19 protein-coding genes are annotated in these 20,251 nt (G+C 71.8%); 11 read left to right on the forward strand and 8 right to left on the reverse strand.

The features are described from left to right. From ACQPXB_RS15405 to ACQPXB_RS15420, 4 genes are all read left to right on the forward strand, one after another. Complete coding sequence (locus tag ACQPXB_RS15405) at positions 1-1,290, forward strand: FAD-dependent oxidoreductase (RefSeq protein WP_366586222.1); 1,290 nt, start codon at positions 1-3, stop codon at positions 1,288-1,290. Positions 1,291-1,293: 3 nt separating this feature from the next. Continuing rightward, complete coding sequence (locus ACQPXB_RS15410) at positions 1,294-2,589, forward strand: aconitase X (RefSeq protein WP_432852470.1); 1,296 nt, start codon at positions 1,294-1,296, stop codon at positions 2,587-2,589. Then, entirely contained in the window at positions 2,586-3,005 is a 420-nt protein-coding gene (locus ACQPXB_RS15415) for an aconitase X swivel domain-containing protein (RefSeq protein ID WP_366586218.1), read from the forward strand. The genes ACQPXB_RS15410 and ACQPXB_RS15415 overlap by 4 nt, the downstream gene beginning before the upstream one ends. 111 nt (positions 3,006-3,116) lie before the next feature. Continuing rightward, positions 3,117-4,334 carry an MFS transporter gene (locus ACQPXB_RS15420; protein ID WP_432852474.1) on the forward strand — a complete coding sequence of 406 codons (1,218 nt, stop codon included), beginning with the start codon at positions 3,117-3,119 and terminating at the stop codon, positions 4,332-4,334. A gap of 4 nt (positions 4,335-4,338) precedes the next feature. On the opposite strand, the gene ACQPXB_RS15425 is transcribed toward ACQPXB_RS15420, so the two are convergent. Then, positions 4,339-4,785 carry an antibiotic biosynthesis monooxygenase family protein gene (locus tag ACQPXB_RS15425; RefSeq protein ID WP_432852477.1) on the reverse strand — a complete coding sequence of 149 codons (447 nt, stop codon included), beginning with the start codon at positions 4,783-4,785 and terminating at the stop codon, positions 4,339-4,341. Between the two features lie 192 nt (positions 4,786-4,977). Here ACQPXB_RS15425 and ACQPXB_RS15430 point away from each other — a divergent pair, with 192 nt between their 5' ends. The 7 genes from ACQPXB_RS15430 (at position 4,978) to ACQPXB_RS15460 (ending at position 11,964) form a co-directional block, all read left to right on the forward strand. Then, a complete protein-coding gene (locus ACQPXB_RS15430) occupies positions 4,978-5,991 on the forward strand; it encodes a zinc-dependent alcohol dehydrogenase (protein ID WP_432852480.1) in 1,014 nt (337 codons plus the stop codon). Then, positions 5,988-6,701 carry an alpha/beta hydrolase family protein gene (locus tag ACQPXB_RS15435; protein WP_432852483.1) on the forward strand — a complete coding sequence of 238 codons (714 nt, stop codon included), beginning with the start codon at positions 5,988-5,990 and terminating at the stop codon, positions 6,699-6,701. Before ACQPXB_RS15430 ends, ACQPXB_RS15435 begins: the two co-directional genes overlap by 4 nt. A gap of 212 nt (positions 6,702-6,913) precedes the next feature. After that, positions 6,914-7,666: an SDR family oxidoreductase gene (locus ACQPXB_RS15440; protein ID WP_366586208.1), complete on the forward strand. Its 753-nt coding sequence runs from the start codon at positions 6,914-6,916 to the stop codon at positions 7,664-7,666. Next, positions 7,663-8,433 carry an SDR family oxidoreductase gene (locus tag ACQPXB_RS15445; RefSeq protein WP_432852487.1) on the forward strand — a complete coding sequence of 257 codons (771 nt, stop codon included), beginning with the start codon at positions 7,663-7,665 and terminating at the stop codon, positions 8,431-8,433. Before ACQPXB_RS15440 ends, ACQPXB_RS15445 begins: the two co-directional genes overlap by 4 nt. 221 nt (positions 8,434-8,654) lie before the next feature. Beyond that, positions 8,655-10,310, forward strand: a complete 1,656-nt coding sequence (locus tag ACQPXB_RS15450) for an AMP-binding protein (protein WP_432852490.1) — start codon at positions 8,655-8,657, stop codon at positions 10,308-10,310. 13 nt (positions 10,311-10,323) lie between these two features. After that, positions 10,324-11,298, forward strand: a complete 975-nt coding sequence (locus ACQPXB_RS15455) for a phosphotriesterase family protein (RefSeq protein WP_366586298.1) — start codon at positions 10,324-10,326, stop codon at positions 11,296-11,298. Between the two features lie 54 nt (positions 11,299-11,352). Further along, positions 11,353-11,964, forward strand: coding sequence for a TetR/AcrR family transcriptional regulator (locus ACQPXB_RS15460; protein ID WP_364047859.1), 612 nt, complete (start codon positions 11,353-11,355; stop codon positions 11,962-11,964). A gap of 748 nt (positions 11,965-12,712) precedes the next feature. On the opposite strand, the gene ACQPXB_RS15465 is transcribed toward ACQPXB_RS15460, so the two are convergent. The 7 genes from ACQPXB_RS15465 to ACQPXB_RS15495 form a co-directional block, all read right to left on the reverse strand. Continuing rightward, on the reverse strand, positions 12,713-13,273 hold the full coding sequence (locus ACQPXB_RS15465; protein WP_432852494.1) for a GrpB family protein: 561 nt from the start codon (positions 13,271-13,273) through the stop codon (positions 12,713-12,715). Positions 13,274-13,328: 55 nt separating this feature from the next. Then, on the reverse strand, positions 13,329-13,529 hold the full coding sequence (locus ACQPXB_RS15470; protein ID WP_386951679.1) for a hypothetical protein: 201 nt from the start codon (positions 13,527-13,529) through the stop codon (positions 13,329-13,331). After that, positions 13,526-15,358 (reverse strand): amidase, encoded by a 1,833-nt coding sequence (locus ACQPXB_RS15475; RefSeq protein WP_432852498.1) that lies wholly within the window; start codon positions 15,356-15,358, stop codon positions 13,526-13,528. Before ACQPXB_RS15475 ends, ACQPXB_RS15470 begins: the two co-directional genes overlap by 4 nt. A gap of 370 nt (positions 15,359-15,728) precedes the next feature. After that, entirely contained in the window at positions 15,729-16,583 is an 855-nt protein-coding gene (locus tag ACQPXB_RS15480; protein ID WP_432852501.1) for an alpha/beta fold hydrolase, read from the reverse strand. Between the two features lie 154 nt (positions 16,584-16,737). Further along, positions 16,738-17,856, reverse strand: coding sequence for an acyl-CoA dehydrogenase family protein (locus tag ACQPXB_RS15485; protein ID WP_432852504.1), 1,119 nt, complete (start codon positions 17,854-17,856; stop codon positions 16,738-16,740). Further along, complete coding sequence (locus tag ACQPXB_RS15490) at positions 17,853-19,031, reverse strand: acyl-CoA dehydrogenase family protein (RefSeq protein ID WP_432852507.1); 1,179 nt, start codon at positions 19,029-19,031, stop codon at positions 17,853-17,855. Before ACQPXB_RS15490 ends, ACQPXB_RS15485 begins: the two co-directional genes overlap by 4 nt. Further along, positions 19,028-20,251 (reverse strand): acyl-CoA dehydrogenase family protein, encoded by a 1,224-nt coding sequence (locus ACQPXB_RS15495; protein WP_366586188.1) that lies wholly within the window; start codon positions 20,249-20,251, stop codon positions 19,028-19,030. The genes ACQPXB_RS15490 and ACQPXB_RS15495 overlap by 4 nt, the downstream gene beginning before the upstream one ends.

A 20,251-nucleotide genomic window follows, 5' to 3' on the forward strand; every position in this document is an offset into this window, starting at 1 on the left:
TTGCCTCACGCACTGACCGATCTGCGGGTGAACACCGTCACCCGGCCCGCCGACCGCGCCGCGGAATCGCTCGAAGCCGACGTCCTGGTCGTCGGCGCGGGCATCGCCGGCCTCACCGCGGCGATCGACGCGAAACGCTGCGGCCGCGACGTCGTGCTCGCCGACGCGCTTCCCGTCCTGGGTGGACAGTGCGTGAACTCCATGATCGGGTTGTTCTGCGGGATCTACGGAAACGCTCCCGAGTACCACCAGCTCACGCACGGGATCTTCGACGAGATGTTCCCGGCGCTGGAACGCTCCGGGGACATCGCGTACAACCGCACCCACACCCAGACCGTCCCCTACGACGAGGTCGTGCTGGGCCGGTGGTTCGAGAACCTCGTGTCCGAGCTCGGGATCAGGGTCGTCCTGGGCGCCTCGATCAGCGCGGTCGCCCTCGACGGCGGCGTGCTGGAGCGGGTCGAGTTCGCGACCCGGTACGGTCCGGTTTCGGTGCGCGCCAAGGGATTCGTGGACGCGACCGGCGACGCCGCACTGGCGTGGGAGGCCGGGCTGCCGTGCCGGGTGCCGGAACGGACGGTGTGGGGCTCGCAGCAGATCCGGCTCACCGGCCTGGTCGAGTCGGCCAAGCCCGACCCGGCCGAACTGGTGGCCCGCGTCGACGAGAAAGCCGACGAGTACGGCCTCGTCCGGCGCGACGGGCTCGCCTTCTTCTTCCCAGGGCGCGACACCGCCGTGATGAACATGACGCACGTCGAGGCACCGCTGACGGCGGTCGAGGCCGCCGAGGCTCAGCTGCGCGGACGGGCACAGGCCGACCGGGTCGTCGAGTTCCTGCGCGCCGAGTTCCCGGCGGCTTTCAAGGACGCTTCCGTGCTGGCGTACGGCTTTCCGGGCCGGCGGCAGACCCGCTGGCTCGCCGCCGACCACCAGCTCACGCTCGAAGAGGTCCGCCACGGCACCGCCTTCGAAGACGCGGTGGCGCGCACGGCGTGGCCGGTCGAGCTGCACGACCGGGTGTCGGGTTACGTCTGGGAGACGTTCGGGCCGGACCACGTGCACTACGTCCCGCTGCGCAGCCTGACCTCACCGGGCGCGCGGAACCTGGTCGCGGCCGGGCGGTGTGTCGACGGCGACGCCGCGGCGTTGTCGAGTGTCCGGGTGATGGGCCCGTGCTCGGCGATGGGCCGCGCCGCCGCGCACACGCTGGACCTGACCCTGGGCGGCGATGTCCACGACGTCGATCTGACCGCGCTGCGGGACCGCATCCGCGACAACGTGGAGGGCTGAGCGATGGTGGGCCTCACCGACGAAGAGAAGCGCATGCGCGACGGCGCGGAAGGCGACGCGGTCGCGGCGGCGATGGATCTGCTGATCCGCTACGCCGACGCGCTCGGCGCCGAGCGGTTGTGCGAAACCCGCAACGTCGCGGGCACGACCACACAACCTTCGCCGGCCAAGGAAAAACTGGTCGCGGAGGGCGGCTGGGCCAAAGCGTTCTCCGTGATCAGCCTCGACTGCGACGACGACCTCGAGATCCCGCCGATGCGCGTCCCGACGTGTCAGCTGCAGCACGGGTTCGGCGAAGACGCGCGCGGCATCATGCCCTACCCGGGGCACAAGATCGACCTGCAGGCCGAGGCCGAGTCGTTCGCCAGCAGCCGGGGCGTCAACGTGCTCGCGACGTGCACGCCGTACCAGGTCGGCAACCTCCCGACCTATGGCGAGCACGTCGCGTGGATGGAGTCTTCGGCGGTCGTCTACGCCAACTCCGTCCTGGGCGCGCGCACCAACTGCGAGGGTGGCGCCTCCACGGGCGCCGCGAGCCTGACCGGGCGGATCCCGTGCTGGGGCAACCACCACCGGGAAAACCGCTACGGCACGCACCTCATCGAGACGACGCTGGTGCCGGACGGGTTCCAGGACTGGGGGATGCTCGGCTACTTCGCCGGCGACGTCGTCCAGGAGGAGCGCCCGGTCGTCGTCGGCGAGCTGGGCCGTCCGGATCTGGCGGACCTCAAGCACTTCGGTGCCGCGGCCGCGTCCTCGGGTGGCGTGGAGATGTACCACCTGCCGGGCCGGACCCCGGACGCGCCGACGCTGGAAGCCGCCTTCGGGGGCCGCTCGATCCCCGAACCGATTCGGTACGGCGAGGCCGAGCGCCGGGCGGTCTACGAGTCGCTGAACTCGATCGGCGACAGCGAGGACGTCGACTTCGTCCTCCTGGGCTGCCCGCACGCTTCGCTGGAGCAAGTCGGCCGGGTCGCCCGCGCGCTGGAGGGGCGCAAGCTCTCCGCCGGGTGCGAACTGTGGCTGATGACGCCCCGCGCGTTGCGGACGGTCGCCGACCGCAACGGCTGGACCGAAACCATCCGGCGGGCCGGCGGGCGTGTGCTCACCGACTCCTGCCCGGCGATGTCGCGCGTCGCCCCGGAAGGCACGAGGGTGTTCGCGACCGACTCCGCCAAGCAAGCCCACTACCTGCCCGCGATCCTCGGGATCGAGGCGTGGTTCGGCACCCTCGAGGACTGCGTCGACGCCGCCGTCACCGGCCGGTGGCGCGGCTCGCTGGGGAAGGCAGCCCGATGACGGCGCCCGGGGTGCTGCTGCGCGGCCGCGGAATCGTGCCCGGCCGCGTCGTCGGCGAGGCGCTCGTCTCCCGGGAGACGATCTCGGGCTGGGGCGGCATCGACCCCGCGACGGGCACGATCATCGAACGCCGCCACGAGCTGTTCGGCGTGTGCTTCACCGGGAAAGTCCTGGTGTTCCCGGGCGCCAAGGGATCGTCGGGGTGGTCGGGCTTCTTCCAGTCCACGCGGCTGCTCGGCACCGCGCCGCTCGCGATGGTCTTCACCCGCCTCACGACGAAGGCCGCGCTCGGCGCGATCGTCACCCGCGTTCCCGCCGTCACCGACCTCGACGACGACCCGGTCGCCCGCATCACCACGGGCGACCTCGTCGAGGTCGACGCCGACCACGGGCTGGTCAGGGTGCTCCCGCGCTGACGTCCCGGCGGCTCGGTGTCGGGCGGTGAGGTCCGGCCCGGACGCGTGTGCCCGACCTCACCGAGGGGCGCGTTGACCTTGACATCCGTGTGAAGGTTCGATCCTGGCGGCATGCGATACGAAACCCCGCGACCGGCCGAGACCCCGGACGCAAGCGCGCACCACAAGCTCCCGTGGGGGGCCCTGGCGGCGCTGGCCACTGCCGCGTTCATCACGATTCTCACCGAGGCGCTGCCGGCCGGGGTGCTGCCGGCGATGAGCGCGGACCTGCGGGTCGGCGAATCGGCGATGGGGCAGGCGGTGACGATCTACGCGAGCGGGTCCGCGGTCGCGGCGATCCCGTTGTCCGCGGCGACGTCCAGGTGGCGGCGCAAACGGTTGCTGCTGGCCACGGTCGCCGGGTTCGCCGTGGCCAACACCGTCACGGCCGTCTCCGACTACTACGTGCTGACGATGGCCGGACGGTTCATCGCCGGAGTGGCCGCCGGGCTGGTGTGGGCGATGATGGCCGGGTACGCGCGGCAGATGGTGGCCGGCCCGCTCCAGGGGAAGGCGACGGCTATCGCGATGGCGGGCGCGCCGCTCGCCCTCTCGCTCGGGGTTCCCGCGGGAACCCTTCTCGGCCAAGCACTCGGCTGGCGGGTCACCTTCTGGTCCATGACCGCGCTCGCGCTCGTCCTGCTCGGGTGGATCCGTCTCTCGGTCCCGGACCTGCCCGGGGAGGCCCGGCGCGGCCGGGCTCCGATGGCCCGGACGCTCCGGCTCCCCGGCGTCGCGCCGGTCCTGTTCGTCGTCCTGGCCTTCGTCCTGGCGCACAACATCCTCTACACCTACATCGCCACCTTCCTCGGCGGGCTGGGCATGGGCGGCACCGTCGACCTGGTGCTGTTCGTCTTCGGCTCGGCGTCGGTGCTGAGCATCTGGGTGGTGGGCGTGCTCATCGATCGTCGCCTGCGCACTCTCACCGTCGCCAGCACCGTGTTGTTCGCCGCGGCGGCCACGGTCCTGGCCGTGCTCGCCGACAGCGCTGTCGCGGTTTACGCCGCGGGGGCCTTGTGGGGACTGGGATTCGGCGGCGTCGCCACTCTCTTGCAAACGGCCGTGGCCGACGCGGCCGGTGCCGCTGCCGACATCGCCCAGGCCATGCTCGTCACCCTGTGGAACACCGCGATCGCGGTCGCCGGGGTCGTCGGCGGTCTGCTCCTCGACGGCTTCGGCCCCGCATCCTTCCCCTGGGCCGTCCTCGTGCTCCTCGCTCCGGTACTGGTCACTGTGATCACCGCCGGCACACACGGTTTTCCCTCGAAGCGGCCGGGTGCTGCCGCCTGAGCCGCTACGAGGTGATCGGCTGCCGCGCGCTCACGACGAGGGCGTCAGCAGCACACGTTTCCTCTGTGGTTGCCGCGAAGGTCGACGTCGATTTCGTGTACGAGCGGGTCATCTGCAGGATTTCGATGGTGTAGTCGTCGAGGATCTCGCGGTGCCCCAAGGCTTCGACGGCCCGATGCTCGGGATCGTTGTACCAGGCCCGCATGTGCTCCTCGGTCTCGAAGTACGCGATCGCCAGTTCCCGGCCGTCCGGCACGTCGAACTTGTGCAAGGAAACGAAACCAGGCATCGACGACGCCCGTTCGAACATCCGCGCCCCGATCGTGGCGTACTCGTCGTTCTGCCACTCAGGACAGACCTTGCCCCAGAAAAGTGCTACGTACACGTCAACCTCCGGCAACTGGTCCGCATTGACCGCCGCGAAGGATATAGCACTCGTGTCGACCGTCACAAGTACGCCATATGAGGCCAGGTCGACCAGGTCGGCGGTGACGTGAAGCCGAGGTTGCATATGGCGAACAGTTGACGACCGTCACGACAACGCTATAGATTCGCGGCTGCCGGCCACCGTGGCCGAGGGACGGAACCACACCTCAGGAGGAGCATTCATGGTTGTCGCGCCTGGGAAGTACCGGGTCATCTGATGGCCGTGGTCAACGTGCGCGCCGGCGGTCGCGTCATCGAGCTGGTCGAACCGAAGCGGTTCGCCACCCGGCCGCGCCCGGTGCCGGAGCCGGAGCCGGGTGAGGTCGTCGTGGTGATGCGGGCGCTCGGCCTGTGCGGCACGGACCTGCACATGTACAGCGGGCGTGCGGCGCGCTACCCGCACATCGTCGGGCACGACGGCGCCGCCGAGGTGGCGGCGGTGGGCGACGGCGTCACCCGAGTGTCGGTCGGGCAACGGGTGACGATCGACCCGGTCGCCCACTGTGGACAGTGCGAGCACTGCGTCGCCGGGCGTACCCAGCTGTGCCCGGACGGCGGGTACCTGGGCATGCTCGGTCCGGGCCTGCTCGCCGAGTACGTCTGCGTGCCCGAACGCCTCGTCGTTCCGTTGCCCGACCAGGTTTCCGACCTCGCGGCGACGGTGCTGGAGCCGGTCGCGGTGGCATTGCACCTGCTGAAGCGGGTACTGCCGGTGGTGCCGGAACCACTGCCGTGTGCGGTGGTGGGCGGAGGTCCGCTGGGGATCCTGCTGGGTCTGGTGCTCAAGCACCACGGCTACGCGCCGCACGTGTTCGAGCCGCACGCGGCCCGCCGCGAGCTCGCGGCGTCGGTCGGGCTGCCGGCGCACGCACCGGAGGCCGTCGACGTCGGTGCGGGTTCGCGGTTGATCGTCGAGACTTCCGCGGCTGCCGCCGGTGTCGCGCTGGCCGACGACCTGGCGACGCCGGGGTCGGTCGTCGCGCTGGTGGGCCGCGCGCCGCAGCTGATGGAGCCGGCCAGCGTGTTGCTCATAGAGCTCACCGTGGTGGGTGTCAAGGGCGGTCCCGGGCAGTACCCCGAGTCGGTGCGGCTCGTGGCGGAAGGTGTGCTGGACCCGGAAGCGGTGATCACGCACCGGTTCGGGTGGGCGCAGGCGCAGGAGGCGTTCCGCGTGAACACCGACCGCCCGGAGAACGTGATCCGCGCGGCCCTGCACGGTCCGTGGTCGTGAAGCCCGAGGCCGTCCTCGGATACGGCTCTTCGCGCAGCCAGTTCGTCGAGCTCTGGCCCGTTCCGCCGCGCAGCCGCGGGCTCGCGGTGCTGCTGCACGGCGGGTTCTGGCGAGCTCGGCACGGCCTGGACCAGATGGATCCCCTGTGCGCGGACCTGGCGGAGCGGGGCTGGTCCGTGGCGAACGTCGAGTACCGCTGTACCCTTGGCGACGCCGGCGGCTGGCCCGGCACACTCACCGACGTGCTCGAGGCGATCGATTCCGTGCGGCAGCACCGGGATCCGGGCGGGCCGGCCGTCGCGATCGGACACTCGGCGGGTGGGCACCTCGCGCTGCTGGCCGCCGCGTCCGCGGCCGTGGACCTGACCGTGGCCCTCGCCCCGGTCACCGACCTGCCACGATCCGCGGAAGCGGGCCTCGGAGAGGGTGCGGCCCCGCTTTTCATGGGCACCACACCCGAAGCCGGCTCCTACCGGGCCGCTTCGCCCCGGTTCCGCCTGCCGCTCGGCAAGCCGCACCTCGTCGTCCACGGCGACGCCGACGAACGCGTCCCGGTCGACCACAGCCGGGACTACGTCGCCGCGGCTCGGCACGCGGGGGACGCCGTCGACTACCTCGAGCTGCCCGACGTCGGTCACTTCGAGCTCATCGATCCGAGCCACCACAGTTGGATCGAGGCGCGAAGCTGGCTGGCGAACGCCGTTCGCTGAACAGCCGCATCCTTGCCGGCCCTGCGGCGCCGGCAAGGATGCTGGTCAACCCGCGGTTGACCAGCGCCCACCTTGGTGGAGGAGCTCGGCCGGTGAACGCGTGTCCGGCGCCTCCGGCGGTGATCGCGGCGACCCGATTCCCGGACGGCGGTAGCCTCCACTTAGCGACCGCTTAGCCGCCGGGGTGCGCGGCAGAACAGGAGGCCAGTGCTGTGAACTCGTTCAAGGACCGCGTGGCGATCGTGACCGGCGCCAGCCGCGGGATCGGCCTCGCCATCGCGAAGGGCCTGGTCGAGCGGGGCGCGAAGGTGTGCATCACCGCGCGGAAGCCCGAGCCGCTGGCCGAGGCCGTCGCCGAGCTCGGGGGCGAGGACTTCGCGATCGCCGTGCCCGGCAAGGCCGACGACACGGGGCACCAGGACGAGGCGGTCGCCAAGGTGATCGAGCGGTTCGGCCGGCTCGACATGCTCGTGAACAACACCGGCATCAACCCGGTCTACGGGTCCACGCTCGACATCGACCCGGCCGCCGCGGCGAAGATCTTCGCGGTGAACGTGCTGGCTCCGATCGCCTGGACCCGGCGGGCCCGCGACGCGTGGATGGGCGAGCACGGCGGCTCGGTCGTCAACGTGGCCTCGATCGCCGGCCTGCGCGCGTCGCCCGGCATCGGCATGTACGGCGTGAGCAAGGCGGCGCTGATCCGCCTGACGCAGGAGCTCGGCGCCGAGCTGGGGCCGAAGATCCGCGTGAACGCCGTGGCGCCGGCCGTGGTCAAGACCAAGTTCGCGACCGCCCTGTACGAGGGCAAGGAAGAGGAGGTCGCGGCGGCCTACCCGATGAAGCGCCTCGGTGTGCCCGAGGACATCGCGGGCGCGGTGGCGTTCCTGCTCTCCGACGACGCGGGCTGGATGACCGGCCAGACCGTGGTCCTCGACGGCGGCGTGACCCTGGGCGGTGGCCTGTGAGCGCCGGGGTCGTCATCACGGGTGGCGGCGGCGGGATCGGCCGGGCGCTGGCCCGGCGCTTCGCGGCCGACGGTGCGCGCGTGGTCGTGGCCGACCTCAACGGCGACGCCGCGGCGGAGGTCGCCGCCGAGGTCGGCGGCACCTCGTTCGCCGGCGACGTCGCGAGCGAAGACGGCGTCGCGAAGCTCCTCGCGGCCGCCCGCGAGACGCTGGGCGAGATCGACGTCTTCTGCGCCAACGCGGGCGTCGCCCCCTTCGGCGACGAGCAGTCGACGGAAGACGACTGGGCCCGCACCTGGGACGTCAACGTGATGGCCCACGTCCGCGCCGCCAAGCAACTGCTGCCCGCGTGGCTCGACCGCGGCAAGGGGCACTTCATCGCCACCGCGTCGGCCGCAGGCCTGCTCACGACGCTGGGCTCGGCGCCGTACTCCGTGACGAAGCACGGCGCGCTGGCCTTCGCCGAGTGGCTTTCGGCGACCTACCGCCACCGCGGCATCACGGTGCAGGCCATCTGCCCGCAGGGCGTGCGCACCGCGATGCTGGAGAGCAGCGGCCCGCGCGGCCAGCTGCTGATGGGCGCGTCGGCGATCGACCCCGACCAGGTGGCCGACGCGCTGTTCACCGCCATCGACGAAGGCCGGTTCCTCGTGCTGCCGCACCCGGAGGTCGCGGAGTACTACGCCCTGCGCGCCACCCAAACCGACCGCTGGCTCGGCGGGATGAACAAGCTGCAGCGCAAGATCGAGGCCCTGCCGGAGGACTGACCGGCCCGGACCACCCCGATGTGGCGTTGGTTGCGCCCAACGCACCCAATGCGGCGTTCGGTGCGTTGAGTGCACCGAACGCCGCATTGGGGCGCTTCGAGCGTCGGCTGCCCGGCCGTGCCCGCCGGTGTGCCCGTTCCGGGTGCGCGGGGTTGACGCGCCGCCCGCGCGGTCTCTAGCGTCGCCATACCGACTGGTCGGTGTCCAAGGGAGGGCGCGGGATGAGCTGGTACGACGCGAAGCCCTGGCTCGCGAGTTACGACGAGCAGCGCGCCGCCGCGAGCGAGTTCACGCCGACCACGCCGCTGGTCACGTTCCGCCGCACCGTCGCGCAGGCGCCGGAGACCACGGCGCTGGCCTACTTCGACGCCAGGATCTCCTACCGCGAACTCGACGAGCTCTCCGACGCCTTCGCCCGCCACCTCACCGCGTCCGGGTTCGGCCGCGGCGAGCGGCTCGCGCTGGTGCTGCAGAACATCCCCCAGTTCGTGATCGCCCTGCTCGGCGCGTGGAAGGCCGGCGGGATCGTGGTGCCGGTCAACCCGATGTACCGCGCGGGCGAGCTGGGCCACGTGCTCACCGACGCCGGCGTGAAAGCGCTCGTCTGCTCGCAAACCGCTTGGCACGACTACATCGGCGCCCTCGTACCGGACAGCTCCGTGGCGATCGCCGTGACCACGAGCGAGCTCGACCTGCAGACCCGCGACGACGAGCGCGTGCTCGGCAAGGTGCGCCGCGAGGCGACGCCCGGTGCGGCCGACCTGCTCGACGTCCTGCGCTCGACGCCCGGTGACCCGCCGCCCGACCCGGCGCTCGGCCTCGACGACGTCGCACTGATCAGCTACACCTCCGGCACGAGCGGAAAACCCAAGGGCGCCACCAACACCCACGGCAACCTCGGCACCAACGCCGCGATCCTCGCCGGCGCCGGCCGCGTCGAGCCGGGGGCGACGGTGTTCGCGCTCGCGCCGCTGTTCCACATCACCGGGATGGTGTGCGAGGTCGCCTACGCGATCGAGATCGCCGGCACGCTGGCGCTCGCGTACCGCTTCGAAGCCGGCGTGGTGCTCGGCGCGCTGCTGGAGCACAAGCCCGCGTACATGGTCGGCCCGTCGACGGCGTACATGGCGTTGATGGCGCACCCGGACGTCTCCCCGGAGCACTTCGCCTCGTTCGACGCGCTGTACTCCGGCGGCGCGGCGCTGCCCCCGGCGGTGGTCAACGCGTTCCGCGACCGGTTCGGCCAGTACATCCACAACGGCTACGGCCTCACCGAGACCACGGCCGGCTGCGTCGTGGTGCCCAGCGGTGTCGAGGCGCCGGTCGACCCGGCTTCGGGGACGTTGTCGATCGGGCTGCCGGTGCCGGGCGTGATCGTGCGGATCCTCGCCGACGACGGCACGGAGCTGCCGTTCGGCGAGGCGGGCGAGATCGCCGTCGAAGGGCCCATGGTCGTGCCCGGCTACTGGAACCGGCCCGACGCGACGGCCGAGGCGCTGCCGGGCGGGCGGCTGCTGACCGGCGATATCGGGTTCATGGACGAACGCGGCTGGGTCTACGTCGTGGACCGCAAGAAGGACATGATCAACGCCTCCGGGTTCAAGGTGTGGCCGCGCGAGGTCGAGGACGTGCTGTACACGCACCCCGACGTCCGGGAGGCGGCCGTGGTGGGCGTGCCGGACGAGTACCGCGGCGAGACGGTGAAGGCGTACGTGAGCGTGGCGCCGGGCGCGGCGCCCGATCCGGACGAGCTCGTGGCCTACTGCCGGGAGCGGCTGGCCGCCTACAAATACCCCCGATCGGTCGAGGTGCTCGCCGAGCTGCCGAAGACCACGAGCGGGAAGATCCTGAGGCGCGAGCTGCGCGCCCGAGGTTAGGGAGGACGTGACGGTGGTCGAGACGGTCCGTGGTGCGGTGGAGCCGGCGGCGCTGGGCAAGGTGCTGATGCACGAGCACATTTTCGTGCTGAGCCCCGAGTTCGTGGCGAACTATCCGGAGCACGACGGCTTCGACGAGTCCGTGCACGTGCCGGAGGCGATCGCGAAGCTGCAGGCGCTCAAGGACGCGGGGATCGACACGATCGTGGATCCGACCGTGATCGGGCTCGGGCGTTACGTGCCGCGGGTGCAGAAGGTCGCGGCCGAGGTGGGGCTGCAGATCGTCGTGGCGACCGGGCTCTACACCTACAACGAGTTGCCGCACTACCTTTCGCTGCGCGGGCCGGGCACGATGCTCGGTGGTGACGATCCGCTGGTCGCGATGTTCGTGGGCGACATCACCGAGGGCATCGCCGGGACGGGCGTGAAGGCCGGAGTGCTCAAGTGCGCCACGGACGAGCCGGGCGTAACGCCCGGGGTGGAGCGGGTGCTGCGCGCGGTCGCGAAGGCGCACCGGGCCACGGGTGTGCCGATCATGACCCACACGCACGCGGGTACGCGGCGGGGGCTGGAGCAGCAGGACGTGTTCGAGTCCGAGGGTGTGGACCTGGCCCGGGTGCTGATCGGGCACAGTGGCGACTCGGCCGACCTGGACTACCTCACGGCCCTGGCCGACCGCGGCTCGCTGCTGGGCATGGACCGCTTCGGCGTGGACGTGTATCTGCCGTTCGAGCAGCGGGTGGCGACGGTCGCGGCGATGTGCGAGCGCGGGTACGCGCGCAGCATGGTGCTCTCGCACGACGCGTCGTGCTACTTCGACTGGCTCGAGGCACCGGTGCGTGAGGCCGTGCTGCCCAACTGGCACTACCTCCACATCACCAACGACGTGCTGCCCGCCCTGCGCGAACGCGGCGTGAGCGAAGCCGACCTCACCACGATGCTCGTCGACAACCCGCGCCGCCTGCTCGACCACGGCGGCGCGTACTGACCGGCCACGGCCGGTAGGCTGGCTGTTCTCTGAGTTCCCGGAGGGGGTGTGGCGATGACCCGGGCCGGCACGCGCAAGGCCGTCGTCTCCGACGAGTCGCCCGCGGTGCCTCGCCGCCTGCTTCAGCACGCGACGAAGCTCTTCGCGAAAAAGGGCTTCGACCGCACGTCGGTGCAGGAGATCGTCGAGGCCGCGGGCGTCACCAAGGGCGCCATGTACCACTACTTCGGCTCCAAGGACGACCTGCTCTACGAGATCTACGCCCGCGTGCTGCGCGAGCAGACCTCCCAGCTCGAACGCGTCGCCTCCAGCGCGGCGCCCCTGCGCGAACGGCTGGCCGCCGCCGCGTCCGACGTGGTCGTCAGCAGCATCGACAACCTCGACGACAACACCATCTTCCTGCAGTCCATGCACCAGCTCAGCGCAGACAAGCGCAAAGCCGTGCGCGCCGAACGCCGCAAGTACCACGAACGGTTCCGCCGCCTGATCGAAGAAGGCCAGGCCTCCGGCGAGTTCCGCACCGACAAGCCCGCCGACCTGGTCGTGGACTTCTTCTTCGGCTCGGTCCACCACCTCGGCACGTGGTACCGCCGCGGCGGCTCCCTGTCGGCGCGCGAGGTCGGCGACCAATTCGCGGACCTGCTGCTTTCGATGCTCCGGCCGTAGTTTCTGCCTCGGCTCCGCCGAGGCGTGCGAGATCGCCTTGGAGCCGGCTTCCGAATTCAGCGGTCGGATCGGCCGGGGGCCGATCGCACCGCCGAATTCGGAAACCGGCGCGATCTCGCGCTGTGGTCGGGTTCGAGCACGTCCACCATGAAGGTGCTGTGCCGGAGTCCCGCGCACTGCGGATCCTTCGGCGGGCGACGACTTCGCCCTGCCCGCCGCCAGGCCGACTGCCGCGGCGCCGGTCGCTGGTGAGTTGGCCGTTGCCGGGCCCGCATTGCGGTCGCGCCGGCTGTCGGCGAGTTGGCTGTTGCCGGGCCGGCATTGCGGTCGCGTCGAGTGCTACCGAGTTGGCTGTGGCCGGGTGGGTTGCCGCCGAGTTCGCTGTTGCCGGGCCGGCATTGCGGTCGCGCCGGCTGTTGGCGAGTTGGCTGTTGCCGGGCCGACACGGCGGTCGCGCCGAGTGCTACCGAGTTGGCTGCGGTCGGGCGAGTTGCCGGCGAGTTGGTTGTTGCGGGGTTGGCTGCGGTCGGGCCGGTTGCCGCCGAGATCGCTGTTGCCGGGTTGGCTGTGGCTGGGCGGTTGCCGCCGAGTCCGCCGCAACCGAACCCGCTGGTGCCGGGCCGGCTGCCGCCCTGGCCGGGTCCGCTGCTGCCCGGGCTTGCGGCCGGCGTCCGCGACGGACATCGTCGGCGACCCGGTGGTTCACGTCAGCGGGCCTGCTGCCGACGTCCGTCGCGCTGTGGGCACTTCACTCCGTCGGCAGAACCACCCCGTGGTGTGCGAGGACGCGGGTGACGAAGGCCGTTTTGCCGGCGGTGTAGGCCTCGCGGTCGGTGGTTTCGGTGGTGAGGCGGTGTTTCAGGGCGGCGTAGTCCGCGGCCAGGGCCGGATCGGCGCGCAGGGCGTCGCGGAAGGTGCGTTGGGCGTGCCAGCGCGGGTGGCCGGCCGGGAGGACGTGGAGGTGGGCCACTCGGTGCTCGGCGGTGGCGTCGGGCAGGACGAAGAAGCGCCGCCACGGTGAGGCGACGTCCAGCGAAGGCGGGACGTAGGCCCAGCCGTCGGCCGCGAGAGCCGCGCCGGCGGAAGTGACCACCACGTCGATGTCCGAAACCGAAGCCATCACGTCCACCACCGGTTTGGCCGCCAACCCGGGCACCGACGTGGACCCGACGTGCTCCACTCCGTCGACCAGCCACGGCTGCAGCACCACAGTCAACCGCGCGCACAGTTCGGCACCGCGCGCCGGCCACGCGGGGTCGGGTGCGGTGACGTGCGGTTTCTCGTACGCCCAGGCCGGAGGTTCACCCACAGCCGGCACGCTACCGGCGGGCACCGACAGTTTCCGTCGGTGCCCGCCGGGGGTTTCACGGGCGAGGTGGCGTCCGGTCGGTCGGCACTGTTTCATCCGCCGGGTCGAAGGGCAGGTAGGTCGTGCCCAGCCGGGGCGCCCAGCCGATCGTCAGCGGCGGCACGACGGGGGTCTCCGCGTGCTGCGGGAGGAACCCGATGTCCACCGGGGTCGAGAAGTCCACGGTCAGGAACCGGGTGGGTTCGGTGACGCTCACGAGAGTGCCCTCCGGATCGCTTCCTCGCCCAGGATCGGGTCGTTGGTCGGGTCCTCGGCCGCCGGGGCGAGCGCGCGCGGCGCCAGCTTCGGGGTGAGGGTCCCGAAGACCGGGTCCGGCGGGGCCGCGGTGTGGTACTCGGGGAAGTGGGCCTGGTAGTCGACCATGGACTGGACCAGGGCGGGCTCCGCAAAGCGCGGTCCCCAGAACTGGGCCGAGATCGGCAGGCCCGCGGCGTAGCCGACGGGGAAGCTCACCATGGGCCAGCCCAGCGCGTTCGGCACCTGGTAGTACGCGCGGTACACCGGGAAGCCGGGGCCACCGCCGGCGCGTTGGCCGATCACGTCGCCCAGGGCCAGGACGAGCATGAAGTCGACGCCGGCGTCCTCCAGAGCCTTGGTGTAGTTGGCGATGAGCCGGCGCCGCCGCTGTTCGCCCTCGTAGCGGACGGAGGCGGGGATGCCGCCGTTGAAGCGGTCGGCGCTGGCGAAGCTCGCCGCCGCCTCGCCGGGGGCGCGCCGGCCGTACTGGCTGGTCAGGGTGGCGACGGCGTCGGCCGTCGGGATGCCGCTCGCGCAGAAGTCCGCCACCGCCGCGACGAACCGGACCTCGTAGCGGTTCGCGTTCACCACCGCGGCCGACGGCGACACCGGCGAGCCGTCCACCGTCGCCAGCACGTCCGCCGACGCGAAGTACGGGTTCTGCGCGGGGTCGGTCATGTCCAGACCGGGGAACTCCTTCACCTGCGCGCCCAGGCTCTTCAGCTGGCCCACCAGCCGGTTGAACGCCTTCAGGTGCTCCGCGCCGTAGGTGTCCTGCGGGCTGACGCCGGTCTTGATGGTGCCGCCCACGTTCATCCAGTCCGTCTGCGGGATGCCGATCGTCAAGCCCCGCAACGGAGTCCGCCCGGGCCGCGGCGACGACGGGATCGCCGGGAACGGCAGGGGTGCCGAGAGCGTCTGCGGGTCGTTCACCGCGTCCGGGCCGAGGATCGTGCTCAGGATGAGCGCCGAGTCGCGGGCGCTGCGGGAGATCGGGCCGAGCACGTCGTAGCCCGGCGAAAGCGGCATGAGCCCGGCGATCGACACCGTGCCCAGCGACGGCTTGATGCCGCTGGCGCCGTTCGCGGCCGACGGCATGATGATGCTGCCGCCCGTCTCCTCGCCGATGCAGGCCGCGGCCAGCCGCGCGACGGGCGCGACCCCCGAGCCCTGGCTCGACCCGCCCGGCACGTGCGACGGGCTCCACGCGTTGCCCGCGAACGTGCCGGTGATCGAACCGGAGAAGGCCGAGCAGATGGTGTTGCCCAGCAGCACCACGCCGGCCGCCCGCAGGCGCGCGACGACCGTGGCGTCCTGCAGCGCCTTGTTGCCGGTGAACGCCGGGCTGCCGTCCTGCGCGTTCAGGCCTTTGATGCCCACGGAGTCCTTGATGCCCATGGGGATCCCGCACAGCGGCGACAGGTCGCCACCGTGCCGGCGCCAGGTGGAGATCCGCTGGTCGGCGGCTCGCGCGGCGGCCAGCGCGCCGGCGGTGTCGACGCGCACGAACGCGTTGTACGCGCCGTTGTCGCCGTAGACCTCGAAGGGACCGTTGAGCTTCGAGATCCGGCTGAGGTAGGCCTGGGTGATCTCCACGCTGGACGTGCGCCCCGCGCGCAGCAGCGCGGCGAGCTCGGTGATCTCGTAGTCCACGAGCCGGCCACGGTGGGGAATCTGGCTCACCGACGGCAACGCCGGCCCGCCGGCCGGCGCCGCACTCGCCGGCGCCGCTCCCAGCGTGAGGGAAAGGGTGCCGCCGGCGACCGCCGCGCCTGCGCCGCCGAGCACGGATCTCCGCGTGAGTCTTCCTGGTTGTGCCACGTACTGCCTCGCTTCTGAACCGGTGGGGAAGGGCAGGCGAGACGCTAGGACCCCCTGGTTGCGGGCGAGTTTTCGTGTATTGCGAGCACATTTCGTGTTCAGACACACCGGACTGTGGTGCCGTGAGGTCCGGCCTGCTCGGGCGAACACCGTGCCTTCGGCGGCAACGTGCAGGTCCTCGTCAGCACCGACGGGTTCCCGCGCTGAGTGTCCCCGGTGGCTCCCGCGACGACCCGTTCCACCACCCGCGACCTTCGGCATCGCCGGCCCCCTGACCGCTCGGCCGGCTGCGGTGCCTCGCCGAAGGTGACTGGGTGCGATCGGGTTGTGAGGTGAGCTAGTACCGTTTCAAGTGGTCCAACAGCCGCGGCACGATGAACTCCCCGGCCTCCTCCGGCAGCCAGTGGCTGGCCCCCTCCACCACCTCGAACTCGTACTCGCCGTCGACGTACGAGCGGGTCAGCTCGGCGGCCGTCCGGCCCAGGTACGGGTCTTCGCTGCCCCACAGGTACAGCGTCGGCACGGAGATGCGCCCGGCGGGGATGTCGAACTCGCTGGCGGCCGGGCCGCGGTACCAGTTGAGCGTGGCCGTCAGGGCGCCCGGCTCGGTCAGGCGCGTGATGTTGCGTTCGACCAGGTCGGCGGGCACACGGTCGCCGTACGCGGCGCGTAGTTCGGCGGCGTCGTCGGCGAGGAGGGAGACCTCGGCGCGGCCGTCGAGGTGGCGGAAGAAGCGGACGTAGCCGAGGTCGCGGAACTGGCGCGTGTCGTCGGTGGCGGCGCGGTGCAGCGCGGCGGGGTGCGGGGTGGTCAGGATCGTCAGCGAACGCAACTGGTCGGGGTGCGCACTGGCGAACGCCCAGCCGACCATGCCGCCCCAGTCGTGCGCGACGAGGTGGAAGCGGTCGGACCCCAGCGCCGCGGCGAAGGCGATCACGTCGGTGATGAGGTGGCGCACCGAGTACTGGTCGACGTCGAGCGGCCGCGCGCCCGAGGCGTAGCCGCGCTGGTCGACCGCGACGGCGCGGTAGCCGGCCGCGCCCAGTGCCGCGAGTTCCGTGGTCCACGAATCGGCGAACTCCGCCCATCCGTGCAGCAACAGGACGAGCTCCCCGGACTCGGGGCCGGCAGCGAGCGCGCTGTGCCGGTGGGTGCCGACGGTGATCGTCAGCTGCTCGGTGCCCGGGACCATGATCACCAGGCTAGGAAGCCGAAGCTTCCAGCCACCACAGGAAAAAGTGCACTCTTGCCGCCTGTTCGTACGTGCCGGGCACCACCGTCCACAGTGTCCACCACGGGCGCGGGCCCCGCCAGCCGAAACGGCGGGCGGGGCCTGGAAAACGACGTCAGGCAGGCAGGTCCACGAGATCCGCCAGCCGCGCGCGGTGCCGGCCCGGCGTGCCGAACGCGAGCTCGTCGCTCTTGGCGCGCTTGAGGAACAGGTGCGCGGGGTGCTCCCACGTCATGCCGATCCCGCCGTGCAGCTGGATCGCTTCCTCCACGGCGTGCACCGCGATCGGCGCGACGCGCGCCTGCGCCACGGCCACCGCGATCGGCACGTCGAAGCCGCCGGCGAGCGCGTCGGCCGCGTACCGCGCCGTCGCGCGCGCGTTCACCAGGTCGGTGTACAGGTTCGCCAGCCGGTGCTTGAGCGACTGGAACCCGCCGACCGGGCGCCCGAACTGGTAGCGGCCCTTGAGGTAGGTGACGGTGGTCGTCAGCGCCCACTCCGTGAGCCCCGTCTGCTCCGACGCGAGCAACCCCGCCGCCGTGGTCAGCGCGGTGTCCAGCGCCGCCTCCGCGGCCGCGCCGCTCACGACCAGCCGCGCCGCGGCGTCGGTCAGCTCGACGTCGGCCACGCGCCGCGTGAGGTCCAGCGACACCAGCTCGGTCACCTGGGCCGCCGAGGCCTCCACCGCGTACAGCCCCGGCCCGTCGGGCCCGGTCGCGGGCACCACGAGCAGCTCGGCCACGGACGCGTCGACGACCGTGCCGGCCCGCCCGCTCAGCGTCCCGTCACCGTTCACGGACACGGTCGCCGGGAACGCCGCACCCGGCGCGGTCGACAGCGGCACGGCCAGCGCACCCGTCAGCTCACCGGCGGCGAGCCGGGGGAGCAGCTCGGCGGCGATATCACCGCCCGCGGCCAGCAGCGCCGACGTCGCCAGCACCGCACTGCCGAGGAACGGCACCGGCGCCACACTGCGGCCCAGCTCTTCGAGCACCACGGCCGTCTCCCGCGCCGAAGCGCCGTGCCCGCCGAGCTCCTCGGGCACCATCAGCCCGGCCGCGCCGAGGTCGGCGGCGAGCGTCTTCCACAGCTTCAGGTCGTAGGGCTCCGAGGTCTCCACCCGCGCCAGCAGCGCCGCGGGCGAGGCCCGGTCGGTGAGCAGGTCGCGCACCGACGCGCGCAGGTCCTCCTCGACGTCGGAGTACAGCAGGTCCGGGGTGGGCAGTTCGCTCATCGCGGCAGGTCCTTCCAGGCGACGTCCTTGTCCACCCGCGGCTCGGACGGAAGCCCCAGCACGCGTTCGGAGATGATGTTGCGCAGGACCTCCGAGGTCCCGCCCTCGATCGAGTTGCCCTTCGCGCGCAGGTAGCGGTAACCCGCCTCGCGCCCGAGGAAGTCGACCTTCTCCGGCCGCCGCAGCGTCCAGTCGTCGTAGCGCAGGCCCTCTTCGCCGAGCAGCTCGATCTCCAGCCCGGTGAGCTTCTGGTTCAGCTCGGAGAACGCCACCTTCATCGCGGAGCCTTCCGGCCCCGGCGCACCGGCCGTGAGCTGCTGGCGCAGCCGGGAAGCGGCCAGCCGCAACGACTCGGCCTCCACCCAGTGCTGCACGAGCCGGTCGCGCAGCTCCGGCGTGCGCAGCTCGGGCCGCTCGCGCCAGGTCTTCGCGACCATGCCGATCAGGCCGCCTTCGCGCGGCAGCGCGTTGCCGCCGATGGCCACGCGCTCGTTCATCAGCGTGGTCTGCGCGACCTTCCAACCCTCGCCGACGGCGCCGAGCCGCTGGGTGTCCGGGATCCGCACGCCGGTGAGGAACACCTCGTTGAACTCGGCCTCGCCGGTGATCTGGCGCAGCGGCCGCACCTCGACGCCGGGCGCGGTCATGTCGCACAGGAAGTACGTCATGCCCTGGTGCTTCGGCACGTCCGGGTCGGTGCGCGTGACGAGGATGGCCCACTGCGAGTTGTGCGCGCCCGAGGTCCACACCTTCTGCCCGGTCACGACCCAGTCGTCGCCGTCGCGCACCGCGCGCGTGGCCAGCGCAGCGAGGTCGGAGCCGGCTCCCGGTTCGCTGAACAGCTGGCACCACACCTCCTCGCCCGTCCACAGTGGACGCAGGTAGCGGCTGCGCTGCTCGTCGGTGCCGAACGCGAGGATCGTCGGCGCGGCCATGCCGAGGCCGATGCCGATGCGGCGCGGGTCGTTGTCCGGCGCGCCGGCCGCGGCGAACGCGCGGTCGACCACCGGCTGCAGCGCGCGCGGCGCGCCCTGGCCGCCCAGGCCCTCGGGGAAGTGCACCCACGCCAGGCCCGCGTCGTAGCGGGCGCGCAGGAACTCGAGCCGGTCGGTGGTCTTCGGGTCGTGCGCGGCCAGGAACCCGGCCACCTGGGCCTCGAGGTCGTCGGGGGTCATCGGCCGGCCTCCGCCCGGTACTTCTTGAGCTCACGCCGCGCCAGCGAGCGCTTGTGGACCTCGTCCGGGCCGTCGGCCAGGCGCAGCGTGCGCACGCCCGCCCACAGCTCGGCCAGCGGGAAGTCCTGGCTCACGCCACCGGCGCCGTGCGCCTGCACGGCCTTGTCCAGGATCCACTCCACCGTGATCGGGGTGGAGATCTTGATGGCCTGGATCTCGGTGTGCGCGCCCTGGTTGCCCACGGTGTCCATCAGCCACGCGGTCTTGAGCACCAGCAGCCGCTGCTGCTCGATGCGCACGCGCGACTCGGCGATCCAGTCCTGCACCACGCCCGACTCGGCGATCGGCTTGCCGAACGTCTCGCGCGAAAGCGTACGGCGGCACATGAGCTCCAGCGCCCGCTCGGCCATGCCGATCGCGCGCATGCAGTGGTGGATGCGGCCGGGGCCCAGGCGGGCCTGGGCGATCGCGAACCCGGCGCCCTCGTTGGCGATGAGGTTCTCGGCCGGCACGCGTACGTCCTCGAACAGGACCTCGGCGTGACCGCCGTGGTCGCCGTCGGTGTAGCCGAACACGTGCATGCCGCGCTTGATGGTCACGCCCGCGGCGTCGCGCGGCACCAGGATCATGCTCTGCTGCTGGTGCGGCTGGGCGTCCGGATCGGTCTTGCCCATCACGATCATGATCTTGCAGTTCGGGTTCATCGCTCCGGAGATGAACCACTTGCGGCCGTTGACCACGTACTCGTCGCCGTCGCGGCGGATGCTGGTGGCGATGTTGCGCGCGTCGGACGAGGCCACGTCGGGCTCGGTCATCGCGAACGCGGAGCGGATCTCGCCGTCGAGCAGCGGCTGCAGCCACTGCTTCTTCTGCTGCTCGCTGCCGAACATGTGCAGCACTTCCATGTTCCCGGTGTCCGGCGCGGCGCAGTTGACCGCGGTCGGCGCGAGCCGGGGGCTGCGGCCGGTGATCTCGGCCAGCGGCGCGTACTGCAGGTTGGTCAGGCCCGCGCCGTCCGCACCGGGCAGGAAGAAGTTCCACAGGCCGCGCTTGCGCGCCTCGGCCTTGAGCTCCTCCACCACCGGCACCGACGACCAGGGGTTCTCGCGCTCGGCGAGCTGCTCCTCGAAGACCGGTTCAGCGGGGTAGACGTGCGAATCCATGAACTCGAGCAGCTGCCCGCGCAGCTCCTCGGTGCGCGCGTCGAACGCGAAATCCAT

This window comes from Amycolatopsis sp. CA-161197 (assembly GCF_050942255.1).
GTDB lineage: Bacteria > Actinomycetota > Actinomycetes > Mycobacteriales > Pseudonocardiaceae > Amycolatopsis.

What these genes read in the sequence shown, in the direction of transcription:
- ACQPXB_RS15410 (WP_432852470.1), top strand. Translation starts at nt 1,294, where the DNA reads ATGGTGGGCCTCACCGACGAAGAGAAGCGCATGCGCGACGGCGCGGAA.
- ACQPXB_RS15415 (WP_366586218.1), top strand. Translation starts at nt 2,586, where the DNA reads ATGACGGCGCCCGGGGTGCTGCTGCGCGGCCGCGGAATCGTGCCCGGC.
- ACQPXB_RS15420 (WP_432852474.1), top strand. Translation starts at nt 3,117, where the DNA reads ATGCGATACGAAACCCCGCGACCGGCCGAGACCCCGGACGCAAGCGCG.
- ACQPXB_RS15430 (WP_432852480.1), top strand. Translation starts at nt 4,978, where the DNA reads ATGGCCGTGGTCAACGTGCGCGCCGGCGGTCGCGTCATCGAGCTGGTC.
- ACQPXB_RS15450 (WP_432852490.1), top strand. Translation starts at nt 8,655, where the DNA reads ATGAGCTGGTACGACGCGAAGCCCTGGCTCGCGAGTTACGACGAGCAG.
- ACQPXB_RS15460 (WP_364047859.1), top strand. Translation starts at nt 11,353, where the DNA reads ATGACCCGGGCCGGCACGCGCAAGGCCGTCGTCTCCGACGAGTCGCCC.
- ACQPXB_RS15480 (WP_432852501.1), bottom strand. Translation starts at nt 16,583, where the DNA reads ATGGTCCCGGGCACCGAGCAGCTGACGATCACCGTCGGCACCCACCGG.
- ACQPXB_RS15485 (WP_432852504.1), bottom strand. Translation starts at nt 17,856, where the DNA reads ATGAGCGAACTGCCCACCCCGGACCTGCTGTACTCCGACGTCGAGGAG.
- ACQPXB_RS15490 (WP_432852507.1), bottom strand. Translation starts at nt 19,031, where the DNA reads ATGACCCCCGACGACCTCGAGGCCCAGGTGGCCGGGTTCCTGGCCGCG.
- ACQPXB_RS15495 (WP_366586188.1), bottom strand. Translation starts at nt 20,251, where the DNA reads ATGGATTTCGCGTTCGACGCGCGCACCGAGGAGCTGCGCGGGCAGCTG.